We start from the raw sequence: 14,126 nt of genomic DNA on the forward strand, positions 1-14,126 counted from the left end.
CGGCGGCTGTTCGCCGACCGCGGCTACGACTACGACAAGTACCGTCGGCTCCTCCGCGCTCGCGGCATCACGCCGAAGATCGCACGCAAGGGCGCCGCCCACGGATCCGGTCTGGGCAGAACCAGGTGGGTTGTCGAGCGCACCTTCGCCTGGCTCCACCAGTTCAAACGCCTGCGGATCCGCTACGAGATACGAGCCGACCTCCACCTCGGACTGCTCCAACTCGCCTGCAGCCTCATCTGCTTGCGAAGACTCCGAACCTCATTCTGAAATGATCAGTAAGTGCTCTGCGTGTCGGTGGGGCCGCTGGCCTGTGCTGGGCGCCTGCGGGCTCGTGGCACGCGCTTGACGACAGCTTCGGCGGCGCCGCGGCGAGGTCGTCGAGGACGGGCTGGCAGATGTTCTGGGTGATGCGGGTATCGCTGTGACCGAGTGTTGCGGAGACGACGTTGATGCCGACGCCAGCGGCGAGCACAAGGGCGGCCGCCTCGTGCCGCAGGTCGTGGAGGCGGACTGCGCGAGCGCGGAGTCGGCTTCACCTCACTGCATGAGAACCTCGACACCACCCCAGGTGGTCGGCTCGGCTTCCACGTCTTCGCTGTCCTCGCGGAGTTCGTCCGCGAACTCATCGTATGCGGCACCAACGAGGGCCTGGCCGCCGCTCGCGCCCGCGCCCGCGTCGGCGGGCGTCTCAGCGTCGCCACCGAGGAAGTCGTCCTCGCGGCCCGCGATCTCTGCCCGGCTTCGGCCGTTCGATCACCTCGATCGCCAAGCAGCTTCGCGTCGGGGCCATCCCCCACCAGCTCGAAGCGCGCGCGAAGCAGGCGGATCCGAGCAAGATCAATCTCACCGGGTTTCCCGTATCTCAACTACTCAGGCCCGGACCCGGTCGCAGGACCGGCCGCGGCTCTCGACCGGATCGGGAGCCGACGGCGCGCGGTCGACTCCGAGATGCGGAAGCGCGGCGGCGAGGTCCGCCAGGCGCAACCGCTGACCAGCATGGAAGTGATCGCCGCGAACAGCGTCTCATCAGGTGTGCCCGGCGTTCCGCCACCTTGCGGTTGCACCCCCGGCGGCGGGATCGACGGCGGAATCAACGACTTCGCGATCTCCTGCAGCCCGTTTGGGACGATTCAACTCCAGCACTCGGCAATCCGCGGAGTGATCCTTGCGACGTTCAGGCGCCTACGCGGGGTCTTCCGCGGTGCGGCGGAGGCGTTCGAGCCGGGAGTCGAGGGACTGGCCGAGCACCTTCCGCAGGTTCTCCGTGTCGGCATCGACCGGGTCGCCCGACCAGGACTCCTCGTTGTGCACCTGGGTTTCGTCGCCGTGGGCCTCGAAGCGCCACTCGTGGATGGCGGTGATGCCGTGGGCGGTGCCGCCCCACAGGATGCGCCCGGGGGCCTCGACGGCGTAGACGGTGGAGCCGATGGACAGATCGGCGGTGGTCCAGTGGAAGGTGCTGCCGGGGGCCACAGGACCGTCGGCCTGCGCCGATTCGATATCGGTCTGCCAGCGGGGCCAGGCGTCGATGTCGGTGTGCAGCTGCCATACCCGCTCGATGGGGGCGGCGATCCGGATGCTGTGCCGGGAGATCACCGGGGCGGTCTCGTCTATGCCGCTGGGGGTGTGCTCGGAATGGGTCATGACTACTCCTCGGTGGTTGAAGGTGGAACTTTGTATATGGCTTGACACTTTCGTTAGAATGTGTAACAGCATTGAAAGAGGGTGTCAAGAAATGCTTCGAACGAAGGATGTGGAAGGCCAATTGTCGGTCCCCGGCGGCCAAGGATCGGCTCTCCCGCCCTCGGAGTGGATCGCGGTTCGGCCGACGGCTGTTCGCCCAGCTCGTCAGCCGGATCGTCCGCATGGTCACCGACGACGTCGACCGCGCCCGGCAGGCGCTTCTCCGGCGCTTCGACCTGGAGCACACATTCCGGCTGTTCAAGCAGACCTTGGGCTGGATCCGGCCCGCCTGCGCGCACCGGACGCGGCCGGCCGGTGGACCTGGCTGATCATCGAGGTCTGTACCCAGCTCCGGCTCGCGCGTCGGGTCGTTCGCAACCTGCGGCACTCCTGGGAGGAGTCGGCCCCGCCGCACCGGCTCACACCCGCCCGGGTCCGGCGCACGTTCCGGAATCTCCGCCAGTACATGCCACGCCCCGCCAGAGCACCGAAACCCCACCGCCCAGGCCCCGGGCGCCCACCCGGCATCGCCGACAGACGCCGGGCACCCCACTTCGACGTGGGCAAAACCGTCGGACGCGAGACGGCCCTCATCACCATGAAAAGGTTGGAAGGTCGAAGAACATGGGCGTGACCCGGCAGGAGCTGCAACGGTGAGGGCGGCCAGCGACGGCAACGAGACCGCGTCGACCGTTCGTTGCGGGTCGGCCACACATCAATTCCTGTTCCTGATGGTGCGCGCACAGCTCTCCCCTTCCACGTGATCAGAAACCGTGCCCTATCGGAGAGACGCCCGCAGGCTCAAACGGACGGAGGCTGGAGAACAGGCTCAGGGGGCGTCCGGGAGGCCGGTGTACGCCGATCGCGAATGGCACGTTCTCCGAATATTCGGGAGTGGGTGTCATGCGGGGAATCCACGCCAGTTGGTCTGTTATAGCCCTGCAATGGGAACTGCGAGCGGTTGCAGCTCCACCCGTTCGCATGATCAACTGCTTAGTGCCCAAGAGGAGCTCGAAGCGCAACACAACGCTTTGCCACGGTCGGATACGACTCCGGCCGACCGCGGGCCCGGCCCGATCCAGCCGCGTTCCGCGAGCAGCGAGCTCCTGCGCCGCAGAGGCGCGCATGCACCACTGCACGTGAAGGAGAGAAAACATGCGCAAGTTCCAGCGCGCAGCCGTCGCCGCCGCCGGCATCCTGGCCTTTTCCGGCCTCGGCATCGGAGCCGCCCAGGCCGCCGACCTCCCCTCGTTCGAGACGCAGGGCGACGCCGCGACGGACTGCTTCACCAAGGAGACCCAGAAGCTGGCGGACGAGGGAGTAGGCCACCACGTCACGATCGTCCACTGCGAACGCGAGCCCCAGAACCCGGGCAGCATGATGGTCTTCTACCGGCCCTGAGTCCGAGGCGGATCCCCTCCGGCCCTCTCCTCCGAGGCCCCGGTCCTCTTGGCCGCGCGCACACCGGAGAACCGGACACCGCGCCCGCACCAGCCGTTCCGTCGACGTGACGGACGAAGGCGGCTCCTCCACCTCCTGCGCGAGGGCTGGAGGGGCCGCCTTTGTGCTGCTCGGTGACGGCGATGGCCGCACGGCGGGCGACGGCATGTACGTCGGGAACCTGGACACCGCGCTCCTGCACGTCACCGGGGCCGCGCCTCGACGGAGCTCCCGGTCAAACGGCGGTGCCACCGCCGATGCTGCAGCGAGGCTGCGGCCCTTCTCAGCCCGGCCCGAGTCCGCCGCGGGTTTCGGAACCCCCGCCCGCACCTGAGCTGTCCGGCCCGTGCACTGAAATTCTCACGTTTCGGCCCTGGTGGGCCACTTGGGCCGCATTCAACGGCAATTACATCGACACCTCCGACTGCTGTATGAATTCTCCTCGGCTCCGAGTCGGTTTCGCTCGATGATGCTCTCGGGCGTTTCACGGTCTTACCCATGGCGTAGCGGGTGGCGGGCGCCCATTCATCCTTCGACAGCAGCGTCGACTCCGAACTGGCTCGTCATGGGATACCAGTGCTGGGTCGGCTCTCCCAGTCGGGAATTTTCGCCACCCGGCGCACGGTGCTTGGACATGACCCGCAAGAGCAACGGGACTTCGTGATGCGCCAGAGCGCTCAGATCAGGGAGAGCCTCGGCCCAGCAAGAGCAGACGGAGAAGCGATCACGGTCGCGTTGCACCGGATGATGGCTCCACAGGCGCCGTAGCCGGTTCTGTTCGTGCTCATCGACGCTGTACTGGCCACCGCCAGAACCGTATGCAGTCGTTCACACACGTGGGTGCACGGTTCTGGCGTCGGCACCGGGCGACATCGGGTCGGCGGACTACCGCAACCGACATGACCATCGGCAACGAGGCCCGCAAGCCCCGTGGCCGTCCGTCTACGGTGCCGGTGGTTCAAGGCCCCGGCGCCGTAGGGACACGGCTGTCGCGACTGGCGCGCACTTCGCTGCTGCGCCTGCCGAAGTACCTGGGAGCTCGTACACCCCGCAGGATTGTGGCCGCGCGCTCGGGACCGCGCGAGGCCCTCACCTCCCGGGCGCATGCATCGAGGGGCCGAGTAGGACATCACACGCAACAACGCAGGACGAGGCCCAGGACACCTGGCCAGCGAGCCTGAGACCGAGGCCGGGGGAGCCGTACCTGCACCTGGACAGAAGTGGAACAACGGCCTCGACCCGCCCCGTCACGGCGCGCAGCAGTGGCAAGGTACCGATGGCAACGGAGCAGCGCCGGCGCTCCCCACTTCCCTTCGGACTCAATCGGGAGAACCCGTGTCTTTCACTCGCGCCAGCAACGACTGCCGGCCTTCCTCTGCTCCCGCTCGCCGGTTCTGGACCGGAGGCTGGAGGGACGCACGACTCGTCATCCTCGTGATGCTGCTGATCGCGGCCTTGGTGGCCTTGGGGCTCAGCGTCGACGAAGCCCTGCAAGTGCTGGTGTCCGGAGGGCTCCTGAGCGTGCATCTCGGCGACGCACGGCTCAGCGAGGCAGCGCCGTCTGCGGCGGTACGTTGACATGGGTCGCCCCGAACGGCCGCTGGACGGCGCCCGACCTGCTCTCCGTGCCTTGGCAGAACGGCTGCGCGTCCAGCGTGCCCAAGCAGAGCTGACTCTCGACGAGCTGGCTCGCCGTTGCCCGGCCTCGAAGGCGACGCTCTCCCGGGCTACCAACGGTCGGTCGCTCCCGACATTTCGGACGGTCGAATCATGGGGCAGCGCGTGCGCGGTTCACGAGAAGGAGGCGGCGATCGCTCGGCACCTGTGGTTGAAAGCCCGGCGCGTGCTCAAGGGCACCAACCACAGAGTCGATCTCGACCTGGTTCACGACTTCCACGACCTGCGGCAGGCGATGCTGACGCTCCGAGCGCGCGCCGGAACACCATCCCTTCGGGAAATCTCCCACTTGGCGGGAGAGCACGCGCGGCTGAGCAAGACCACCGTTGGAGACATCCTTCGGGGGGCGCGTAAACCCCGCCTGGGGCAGTTGTCCGCCTTCGTCGGCGCTTGCGGTGTCAGCGACGGGCAGGGGATCGCCTGGGAACACGCCTGGAAAAGAGCTGCGAGCACTTACTCAGGGCGATCCCCGCGGTATGGCTACGCGCTCTCGATCCCCGTAATCGCCGTCTCTCAACGACAGGGCCGGAGCATCGGGCAGCGGCGAGGACCTACGTGGGAGGACCTGGAGGAGGTTGCCCGAGAGGACTCGCCGAGGGGGCGGAAGACGAAGGCGACTCTGGAGCGCGCCTCAAGGGGAGCGTCTGTCCGACCTCACCATGGGGCGGGCGAACATCTGGACAGGTGACGGTGTATCTGTGAGCGAGTTGCTGTCCGCAGGCGGGGGAGCGCAAAGGGAGCGCGGATGCATTCGGACAGCCCGACACAGGGTACGAAGCGCGGGACCATGGCAGGTGCTCTGATCTGCAAAATGAGACGTGCTCGTCATGCATAGGCCAAGGGTTCGTTTCCTTCAGGGCGGCTCCTTCGAAGTCCGGGTCGCACACTGCGCGACCCGGACCCCCACGTACAGGGCAGGCGCTCCCCCGTGGGCAGTTGCTGCCAACACACCAGACAACCGGGTGCCGGTCACGTCCCGGACACCCGTCGCACGTGGTACGGCGCGGGTCGGGCTTTGGTAGGTCTTCCGAAGAGCGCGGTGCAGCTCGGATCGAATGACGTCGATCGCTGAAGCCGCACTCCCCCTCGCGACGTAGAGCCGAAAAAGCTCGCTGGTCTACCGGCGGTGATGTGGTCGGGTTCGCCGGGATGACCGTGGGGTGTCCCGGAGCCCGCTCACACGGATCCGGGACACCCCACGCCCCGCGGGAGACCGGCGAGTCGGACCGAGGGTTACTTCTCCGGCTTTCCTTCGCCGACGGCACCACCCTGGGGGAGGGGCTTGGTCGGCTTGGCGCCGTCCGAGTTCTCCAGTTCCTCCTTGGTGAGCTTCCGGACCTTCATCCCGTCCTTGGTGCGCTGCACGGCGATGCCCTCGGGCTTGTCGCCGTGCGTGGCGCCGGCCTTTCCTGCGGGAGCGGTGCTACCGGACTGCTTGGCCGGCTTCGCGTGGCCGGAGCCGTCCCCGCTGCCCGAGAACGCGCCCGCCGTGGTGGCCGCGCCGGCCGTCAGACCGAGAGCCATGATCGCCGCTGCCGCAAAGCCGATGACCCGGTTCTTGCGCATGGAATCCTCCTGAGAGAAATGAGTGGGCGGACGAGCGGTTCGTCGTCCGGTGGAAGAGCCGGCGTGGTCCCCTTGCCGTGCTCGGTGACCTCATTCCATCCCGCTGCGGTGTTCAGCGCGGTAAGCGAGCGCAGGGAATTGCTGGCCGAGTCCTTATCGCTTTGGCACACCCCGGGGTCTGGCCTGCCGGTTTCGTCAGGCGAAGCGGACCGAAATTCTGAGGCCGCCGTCGGGACCCGGTTCGGCGTGCGTATCGGCTCCGTGCGCGCGGGCGATGGACCGGACGAGGGACAGCCCGAGGCCGTGGCCCGAGGTGCCGGTGCGGTCCTGCCCAAGACGCCGGAACGGCTCGAAGAGCTCCTCGACGCACTCCGGGTCGAGCGGTCGTCCGGTGTTGGTGACGGTGAGCGTCCTGCCGTGCAGTGTCACCTCGACCCGGCCGCCGGGTCGGTTGTACCGGAGCGCGTTGCTCACCAGGTTGGCGACGAGATGGCGGAGCAGGACCGCCTCGCCGGTGACCCGCGCCGGAGCGTCGAACTCCGTGCGCAGCGTGAGTCCCTTCTCCTCGGCGAGGTGCCGCAGGTCGGCCGTGGCCGCGTCGGTCACTTCCGTCAGCTCCACCTCCTCCGTGCGATCCAGCCCGCGGTCGCTGCGCGCCAGGAGCAGCAGCGACGAGATGAGCTGCTCGGCCTCACGGTTGGTGGTGAGGAGGTCCTCACGGGTCTCCGCGAGATCGTCCGGAAGCGGACCGGCGAGCCCGACCTCGATACTGGCGCGTTGCACGGCGAGCGGGGTGCGCAGTTCGTGGGAGGCGTTGGCGACGAAGCGGCGCTGACTGTCGAAGGAGCGCTGCAAGCGGTCCATCATGGAGTCGAAGGCGTCGGCGAGTTGGTGCAGTTCGTCGTCCGGGCCGCTCAGGTCGAGCCGCCGGTCGAGGTTTTGCTCGCTCATCCGCAGCGCCGTCTCGGTGACCGCGGAGACGGGGCGGAGTGCCCGGCTCGCCAGCCATTTGCCGGTCAGCGCCGCGACGAGGGTCATGAGGGCCAGGCCGATGACCGACCAGAGGAGCATTTGCTGCAGCGCCGTGGTCTGCACGGTGTGCACGGTCTCCCTGACCATGGCGAATGCCTCGCTCCCCGTGCCGTCCGCCGTACCTGGCCGGGTATGTCCCTGGTAGGGCTCCGTCGGTGACGCCGTTCCCCCCGGATGCGCCGATTCCCACTGCGCGGGCGGCGACGCCGTGTCGTCCGGAGCCACAGGGGCCTTGCGCACAGAGATGTCGGCCGTCTTCTCCGCCGTCCCGTAGCGCGCCAGGAGGACGACGAACGCCAGCAGCGAGGTGCCCGCCAGCAGAAAGAGACCGCCGAAGGCGAGGGCCAGCCGGGAGCGGAAGGGGATACGGGAGAGCGAGATCCGGCGGCGGAGGAGGCGGAGAGCGGAACGGGGGGCGTGTCGGGTGGCGTTCACGGGGTGAGCCGGTAGCCCTGTCCGGTGTCGACGGTGATGGTGCCGGGACCGCCGAGCTTTCTCCGTAGCCTGCTGACGATGGCGCGGACGCGGCTGGTGTGAGGGTCGATGTTCGCGTCCCAGACCGTCCGCAGGAGCTCCGGGTGGGAGACGGCCTCGCCACGGAACGTCAGCAGCACGTCGAGGACGTCGAACTCCTTGGGCGTGAGGTCGACGGGACGACCATGGGCGAACGCCTCGCGGCGCGCACGGTTCAGTTGGATACCGCCGTACCGCAGCACCGCGACCGGCGAATCGGTCGCGCGGCGGTACAGGGTCCTGATCCGGGCGACCAGTTCGGCGAAGTCGAAGGGTTTCGCCAGGTAGTCGTCGGCGCCGAGTTCGGTCAGCCCGTAGACCTTGTCCTCGGTTCCGCCGGCCGCCGTCAGCATGAGTATCCGGGGGCGCTCCGTCAGGCCGGTCAGGCGTCGGCACACCTCGTCTCCTGTCAGCACCGGCAGATCGCGGTCGAGCACGAGCACGTCGTAGTCGGTCAGCAGACACATCCGCTCGGCCTCGGCGCCGCCGCCCGCGACGTCGACAGCAATCGACTCGCGGCGCAGCCCCTTCGCGATCGTGCGGGCCAGTACGCGGTGGTCTTCGGCTACCAGAACCCTCATGGGGCTCATGAAAGCAGCCGCACGATTACAGGCACATAAGAGTCTTAGCGAGGGGAAAGGCAAAGGCGCTGATGCGCGGGACCCGCGGTGAAGCCTTGTCCTGGCCCCTGGCCCCTGGCTGCGCGACTGACCTGTACTTCCGCGTGACATACCTGTCGTTCCCTCAGCGAAGAGCTCGACGTCGAGGCCGGGGCGTGAGAAGAGCGCGCGAGTCCAGGGAGGTCGACTCCCCTGCGACCCCCGTGTGCGTAGCTTCCTGACCGACCCGGGCGGGAACTGCACCCTGGGCCGCCTTCACCCGCTCCTTCCGGCCATATGTCCTTCGCATGCGGCCCGTTGCGGGCAGGATCTCCGGGATCGTGGGCATGTCCGTCTCGGATGCGGGAGCACTTACGTCCAGCGCAGCGCCAGGCGCTCTTCTCCGCCCGTGTGCGGCCCGCCCGCCATCGGTGATCGCTGTGATCGGACACCGAACGCGTCGAGGCGACCTGCGATGCCGACGTGCAGTGGCTGCGCCTCGCGTCTGCCGAACGCGCCGAGCCACCTGGCGAAGTCGCCATCGGCAGCGGGGACTTGCACAAGCAGATCACCGGCTGACCCCCGTGCCGCAACCGCACAAGAAGCCGGGCCCGGCGCCACCGCTGCGCTCTGCGCCCCACGGCCGCGGCTCCGGGAGTTGACGACGCATGCGCTGAAAGGTCCTTCCGCCCGTCCTCCGGGGGCGCGGCGAATGCCCCGCCCGGGTAAGACGGAGCTCGTTCCGCATGGTGCGCTCGCCCTGCCGGGCTCCCACTTCGTCGGCCGGGTACGGGCCGTCCTCCGCGGGGGCGCCGACACCCTCGCTGACGCGCCGGATCCTGCTTCAGCTGACTTCGGGCCACCGGCCTGTTCCCCGGCCGACCACGGCCGGGCCCGGCCGTGCCACCTGTCCTCGCGGGCAGGTACCCCACCGGCCCGGCCGGTGGTCGGCGCTGTGGCGCCGGCCATTGCGACTTGATTTTCTGTAACCGCCCGCCCCGGTAAATCTCTTTGCGCCGCTGCAGAAACGCGAATAATGCCCGAGGAGAAGTGTTGCCTCGGCGCATCCGAAATCAGGAGCCATCGCAATGGCCCGGGTGGCTGTGCTACGGTTTCAACCAGTTGCAGTTGTGGTTCCCCCAAAACTTCGAGCGCTCCTCCAGGCCCCTGGAACGAGTCTTGTGTTGTGCCGTTCGCGCAGGGTGATCATTGCGGCAGCCCCGGATCCCGCGCAGTGTGGGCCCGGGTACCGCCTTGAAGGAGATGTATTTTGGTTACTGGCACCGTGAAGTGGTTCAACTCGGAAAAGGGTTTCGGCTTCATCGAGCAGGAGGACGGCGGCGCCGACGTGTTCGCCCACTTCTCGAACATCAACGCCACCGGATTCCGTGAGCTGCTCGAAGGCCAGAAAGTGAACTTCGACGTCACGCAGGGCCAGAAGGGCCTGCAGGCGGAGAACATCGTTCCCGCCTGACACTGACGCGTACGACGAGCTGGGGCACGCACTTCGTGCGGCCCCGGCTCGTCGCATTGTTCCTACTCGCCCAGGCGGCAACGGAGATCCGTCCCCGCGGTGAGTGAACGAGCGACAGGATCTTCTGTCGCACCTCTGGGCCGTGAGGCAACGTGCCCGGCGACCCGGCACCCATTGATCGGCCGACTTCTCCATCGACGGCCGGGTGCTTTTTCGTGACGAACCCGCAGCCTTTCACGGCTCCGGATTGTTTCGTCTTTTTCTCCGGCTCGATCCGTGAATCATCATGCGGCTGCGCAATGCTGCGGTGAATTCCTCGAATCGTGCCGCTTCGAGGAAGGTTCTGCATGAACCGCACCGCTCGCACCACCGCAGGCCCTGCACACCGCGCCTCTGCCGGCTCCAGCCGGCGCCGGCACCGGACCGACCGACGAGGCGGGCCGTCCCGCTCGTCCCAGGGCGCTCGCGCCGGGAAGGGCCGCACGGCCGGCCCGCCGAAGGAGTTCGCGCTGCCGGTCAGCCATACGGCGCCGCTCCCGGCCGTCGAAACCTTCGCCGACCTGGAGATGCCCGAGCGTCTGAAGACGACGCTCAGCGCACAGGGCATGAGCGTCCCCTTCCCGATCCAGGCGGCGACGCTGCCCAACGCCCTGGCCGGCCGGGACGTGCTCGGCCGCGGCCGGACCGGCTCCGGCAAGACCCTGGCCTTCGGACTCGCGGTGCTGGCCCGCACCGCCGGGCAGCGCGCCGAACCCCGGCAGCCGCTGTCACTGGTCCTCGTGCCCACCCGGGAGCTGGCACAGCAGGTGACGGCCGCACTCACCCCCTACGCCCGCGCGCTGCGCCTGCGGCTTGCCACCGTCGTCGGCGGCATGTCTCTCGGCCGTCAGGCACGGGCTCTGCAATCGGGCAGCGAGGTCGTGGTCGCCACACCGGGCCGGCTGAGGGATCTGGTCGAACGCGGCGACTGCCGGCTGGACCAGGTGGACATCACGGTCCTGGACGAAGCCGACCAGATGGCCGACATGGGCTTCATGCCCCAGGTGACCCACCTGCTCGACCAGGTGCGTCCCGGCGGTCAACGGCTCCTGTTCTCGGCCACCTTGGACCGCAATGTCGACCTGTTGGTCCGCCGCTACCTGACCGACCCGGTGGTGCACTCCGTCGATCCCTCCGCCGGTGCGGTCACCGCCATGGAACACCACCTCCTGCACGTCCACGGGAACGACAAGCACGCGACGACCACCGAGATCGCCGCCCGCGACGGCCGGGTGATCATGTTCCTGGACACCAAGCACGCCGTGGACCGTCTGACCAGGGATCTGCTGGCCGTCGGGGTGCGTGCCTCGGCCCTGCACGGCGGCAAGTCGCAGTCCCAGCGCACGCGGACCCTCGCCGGGTTCAAGTCCGGCCACACGAATGTGCTGGTTGCGACCAACGTCGCCGCCCGCGGCATCCACGTCGACAACCTCGACCTCGTCGTCAACGTCGACCCGCCGAGCGACCACAAGGACTACCTGCACCGTGGCGGACGCACCGCCCGCGCCGGTGAGTCCGGCACCGTCGTCACCCTCGTCCTGCCCGGACAGCGCCACGGCATGAACCGCATGATGTCGGACGCCTCCATCACGGCCGAGCAGACCCGGGTCCGCCCCGGCGACGCCGACTTGGGGCGTATCACTGGTGCACGGACGCCTTCGGGGATCCCGCTCACCGCTGCGGACACCGAGCCGCCCAAGCGCACGGTCCCTGCACAGCGTTCGCGTCGCAGCCGCCCTGCCCGCCGGGGACGCCGCTCCTCCTTCAACACAGCTGCCTAGCGCGACTGCGGCCGTACGGCGGCCAGCAGGTCATCCTTGCAGTCGACAGAAGGGCCCCCGTGACACAGATCGACAACCAGACCCGCCCGAAGTCCGGCACTGCACTCACCGTTGCCGAGGCGATGGGCGTGCCCGGTCTGCAGGCGGACGAGCAGATGATGGCCGACGTGGCCCTCTCCGTCGCCGCCAGCGCCCGCGTCCAGCACCTGGTGCTCCACGACGAGGACGGCCGCTGCTCCGGCCTGGTCACCCGGGCGGAACTTGCCGCCCACCGAGGCGGCACCTGGTACACGGACCACACCCGGCTGCGCGACCTTTCCTGCAACCGGGGACCGTTCCCCTCCACCGCGGAGCACCTCAGCGACGTGGAGGCCGGAATGCGGCATCGCGCCCTGCGCCTGTCCCCTGTGGTCGATGAGGACGGATACGTTCTCGGCGTTCTCGGGCCCATCTCCTGACACCGAAGTTCGGGACCCGGCCTCGGCCGGGTCCCGAACTGGTTCGTGGAGCGGCCTGCGTGCAAAGAGCAGGCCGCTGTGCGTAAGAGTGCGTCGGCATCAGGCCGGGGAGATGTTCTCGGCCGCGGGGCCCTTCTCGCACAGCACGATCTCGAAGGTGACTTTCTGGCCTTCAAGCAGTGCGAAACAGTCCTGGGTGGCGATTTCCGAGAAGTGGGCGAACACGTCGCTGCCGCCGCCCTCCTGCTCGATGAAGCCGAAACCCCTTGCCGCGTTGAACCACTTCACAGTGCCGGACGCCATGTCGTGTCTCCTTCGGGTCAGCGCGCCGGTATCCGCAATCACGGGTACCGGGGTTGCCGGGACGGCATCCCGCCCGGGCGTCGTGACTGGAGACAGAGCTCACCTTCCGGCTGCTGAAACGCAGGCGGTGGCCTGGGAGTTCGGGAACCATTACCGCAACTGGAAGCGACGCTAGCATGCGGTAGCGGCATTCGTGCAATTGATCGTTGCCAGTCGGATTCCCGAGGAAAACCCTCTCCGGGCGGGCTGTTGAAATCTGACCTCGCGGTGATAAATGTCAGCCCCCGAAGCGCGGAAATTGCTTGAACCCGCCGCAGGTACTCGGCTCCGGCGGAGCTGTCCGTCGCCGGTTTCCCGGCTGCGGCCCTTCGGTGTGAGTGGCCCCCGTCGGGACGGGACACGGGAGTCGGCGCTGTGCCTGGGGGAGTGGTGGGCGAGGTGTACAGGGAGGGCCGGTGGGCCGCTGTCCCCCGTGGGAGCTACGTGCAGGTGTCCACCGTGAGGTGACGATTCCGGAGGACGGGATCCGTAACGTTCGGCGCGGCCGGCGGCGCTCGCACCTCATCGCGTCTGCCGCGGCCTTCACCTCGTGCCCGCGTCAACGTTGTTTTCGGAGGACCTTCATGAACCGTCGCCGCAGGGCATCCGCCCTGATCGCACTGTGCTGCGCCGTGGCCGGTGCGGGACTCGCCGGTTGCGAGGACGACACGGGCAGTTCCAAGGCGGACGCCACCTCGTCGGCGGACGCGGGCTCGGACAGCTCCGCGAAGGGCGCCGAGGCGGCGCTGTTCAGCGGGACGAAGAAGCTGAAGCTCGACGGCCACTCGGTGAACGTCTCCTGCTCGGGCAAGGCGGCGAAGGGCGGCCCCGTCGTCCTGCTGCTGCACGGGGGAGGTGACTCGCTGAAGAAGATGGCGCCGTTCCAGAAGACGCTGAGCGCGAAGAACCGGGTCTGTTCCTACGACCGGCTCGGCGCGGGTGCCAGCGACAAGCCCGAGGGGAAGCAGTCCCTGGAGGACGGCGGCAAGGTGATCACCTCGGTGCTCGACCGTGTCGCGGGGGACCGGCCGGTCGTGCTGGCCGGGCACTCGCTGGGCGGGCTGATCGCCGCCCGGTACGCGCCCGACCACCGGGACAGGGTCAAGGGGCTGGTCCTGATGGACGCCACCTCACCGACCCAGAAGGCAAACCTCACCGAGGAGATCCCCGAGTCCGCCACCGGCCCGGCGGCCGACCTGCGGGAACAGACCCTGGCGATGCTTTCGGGGAAGAGCCCGGAGAAGCTCGTCGTCCCGGACGGGGAGGTCCGCTCCGCGGGCAGCATCCCCGTGGAGGTCGTCAAGCACGGGAAGCCGTACCTCGAAGCTGTTCCCCGGTACGGCAAGGGCCTGGAGCGGGCGTGGACCCGGGGCCAGCGCAAGTGGCTCGGCGTCTCCAGCGACAGCAGGCTGCGCGTCGCGAAGAAGAGCGAGCACTACATCTACGCCGACCAGCCCGACATCGCCGTCGCCGCGGTCCAGCGCGTCGCCTCGCGGGCCGGCAGCGGCGCGTAGCGCGC

Annotated in this window: 13 protein-coding genes and 3 pseudogenes; 10 read left to right on the forward strand and 6 right to left on the reverse strand. The window is 68.5% G+C overall.

The window, feature by feature from the left end:
• Both H297_RS0121585 and H297_RS44465 read left to right on the forward strand, forming a co-directional pair.
• The coding region (locus tag H297_RS0121585) for an IS5 family transposase (RefSeq protein ID WP_027737646.1) at positions 1-270 on the forward strand (270 nt) is incomplete at its 5' end.
• Between the two features lie 273 nt (positions 271-543).
• A pseudogene (locus H297_RS44465) lies at positions 544-618 on the forward strand (recombinase family protein); the annotation flags it as partial.
• A gap of 287 nt (positions 619-905) precedes the next feature.
• Here H297_RS44465 and H297_RS43785 read toward each other — a convergent pair.
• Positions 906-1,133, reverse strand: a pseudogene (locus tag H297_RS43785) (IS5/IS1182 family transposase); the annotation flags it as partial.
• 52 nt (positions 1,134-1,185) lie between these two features.
• Positions 1,186-1,647 (reverse strand): SRPBCC family protein, encoded by a 462-nt coding sequence (locus H297_RS0121590; RefSeq protein ID WP_051352063.1) that lies wholly within the window; start codon positions 1,645-1,647, stop codon positions 1,186-1,188.
• Between the two features lie 233 nt (positions 1,648-1,880).
• Between H297_RS0121590 and H297_RS41925 the strand changes: the two are divergent.
• From H297_RS41925 to H297_RS41930, 4 genes and pseudogenes are all read left to right on the forward strand, one after another.
• Positions 1,881-2,320: pseudogene (locus H297_RS41925) on the forward strand (NF041680 family putative transposase); the annotation flags it as partial.
• Between the two features lie 521 nt (positions 2,321-2,841).
• On the forward strand, positions 2,842-3,087 hold the full coding sequence (locus tag H297_RS0121600) for a hypothetical protein (protein WP_027738756.1): 246 nt from the start codon (positions 2,842-2,844) through the stop codon (positions 3,085-3,087).
• A gap of 1,476 nt (positions 3,088-4,563) precedes the next feature.
• The gene (locus tag H297_RS43330; protein ID WP_486589609.1) at positions 4,564-4,704 is read left to right on the forward strand and encodes a hypothetical protein; all 141 of its coding nucleotides are present in this window, start codon (positions 4,564-4,566) and stop codon (positions 4,702-4,704) included.
• A gap of 1 nt (position 4,705) precedes the next feature.
• Entirely contained in the window at positions 4,706-5,491 is a 786-nt protein-coding gene (locus H297_RS41930) for a helix-turn-helix domain-containing protein (RefSeq protein WP_078514426.1), read from the forward strand.
• A gap of 545 nt (positions 5,492-6,036) precedes the next feature.
• On the opposite strand, the gene H297_RS0121615 is transcribed toward H297_RS41930, so the two are convergent.
• From H297_RS0121615 to H297_RS0121625, 3 genes are all read right to left on the reverse strand, one after another.
• Positions 6,037-6,369: a hypothetical protein gene (locus tag H297_RS0121615; RefSeq protein WP_027738758.1), complete on the reverse strand. Its 333-nt coding sequence runs from the start codon at positions 6,367-6,369 to the stop codon at positions 6,037-6,039.
• Positions 6,370-6,564: 195 nt separating this feature from the next.
• On the reverse strand, positions 6,565-7,836 hold the full coding sequence (locus tag H297_RS0121620) for a sensor histidine kinase (RefSeq protein WP_486589610.1): 1,272 nt from the start codon (positions 7,834-7,836) through the stop codon (positions 6,565-6,567).
• Positions 7,833-8,495 carry a response regulator transcription factor gene (locus H297_RS0121625; RefSeq protein WP_027738760.1) on the reverse strand — a complete coding sequence of 221 codons (663 nt, stop codon included), beginning with the start codon at positions 8,493-8,495 and terminating at the stop codon, positions 7,833-7,835. Before H297_RS0121625 ends, H297_RS0121620 begins: the two co-directional genes overlap by 4 nt.
• A 1,288-nt stretch (positions 8,496-9,783) precedes the next feature.
• On the opposite strand from H297_RS0121625, the gene H297_RS0121630 reads away from it, so the two are divergent.
• The 3 genes from H297_RS0121630 (at position 9,784) to H297_RS0121640 (ending at position 12,265) form a co-directional block, all read left to right on the forward strand.
• Positions 9,784-9,987 (forward strand): cold-shock protein, encoded by a 204-nt coding sequence (locus H297_RS0121630; RefSeq protein ID WP_027738761.1) that lies wholly within the window; start codon positions 9,784-9,786, stop codon positions 9,985-9,987.
• Between the two features lie 347 nt (positions 9,988-10,334).
• Positions 10,335-11,807: a DEAD/DEAH box helicase gene (locus H297_RS0121635; RefSeq protein WP_027738762.1), complete on the forward strand. Its 1,473-nt coding sequence runs from the start codon at positions 10,335-10,337 to the stop codon at positions 11,805-11,807.
• Between the two features lie 59 nt (positions 11,808-11,866).
• The gene (locus H297_RS0121640) at positions 11,867-12,265 is read left to right on the forward strand and encodes a CBS domain-containing protein (RefSeq protein WP_027738763.1); all 399 of its coding nucleotides are present in this window, start codon (positions 11,867-11,869) and stop codon (positions 12,263-12,265) included.
• Positions 12,266-12,364: 99 nt separating this feature from the next.
• On the opposite strand, the gene H297_RS0121645 is transcribed toward H297_RS0121640, so the two are convergent.
• Positions 12,365-12,568, reverse strand: a complete 204-nt coding sequence (locus H297_RS0121645) for a cold-shock protein (RefSeq protein ID WP_027738764.1) — start codon at positions 12,566-12,568, stop codon at positions 12,365-12,367.
• Positions 12,569-13,191: 623 nt separating this feature from the next.
• Between H297_RS0121645 and H297_RS0121650 the strand changes: the two genes are divergently transcribed.
• A complete protein-coding gene (locus H297_RS0121650) occupies positions 13,192-14,121 on the forward strand; it encodes an alpha/beta fold hydrolase (RefSeq protein WP_027738765.1) in 930 nt (309 codons plus the stop codon).
• Positions 14,122-14,126: the final 5 nt, after the last annotated feature.

It is taken from the genome of Streptomyces sp. CNT360 (assembly GCF_000424785.1).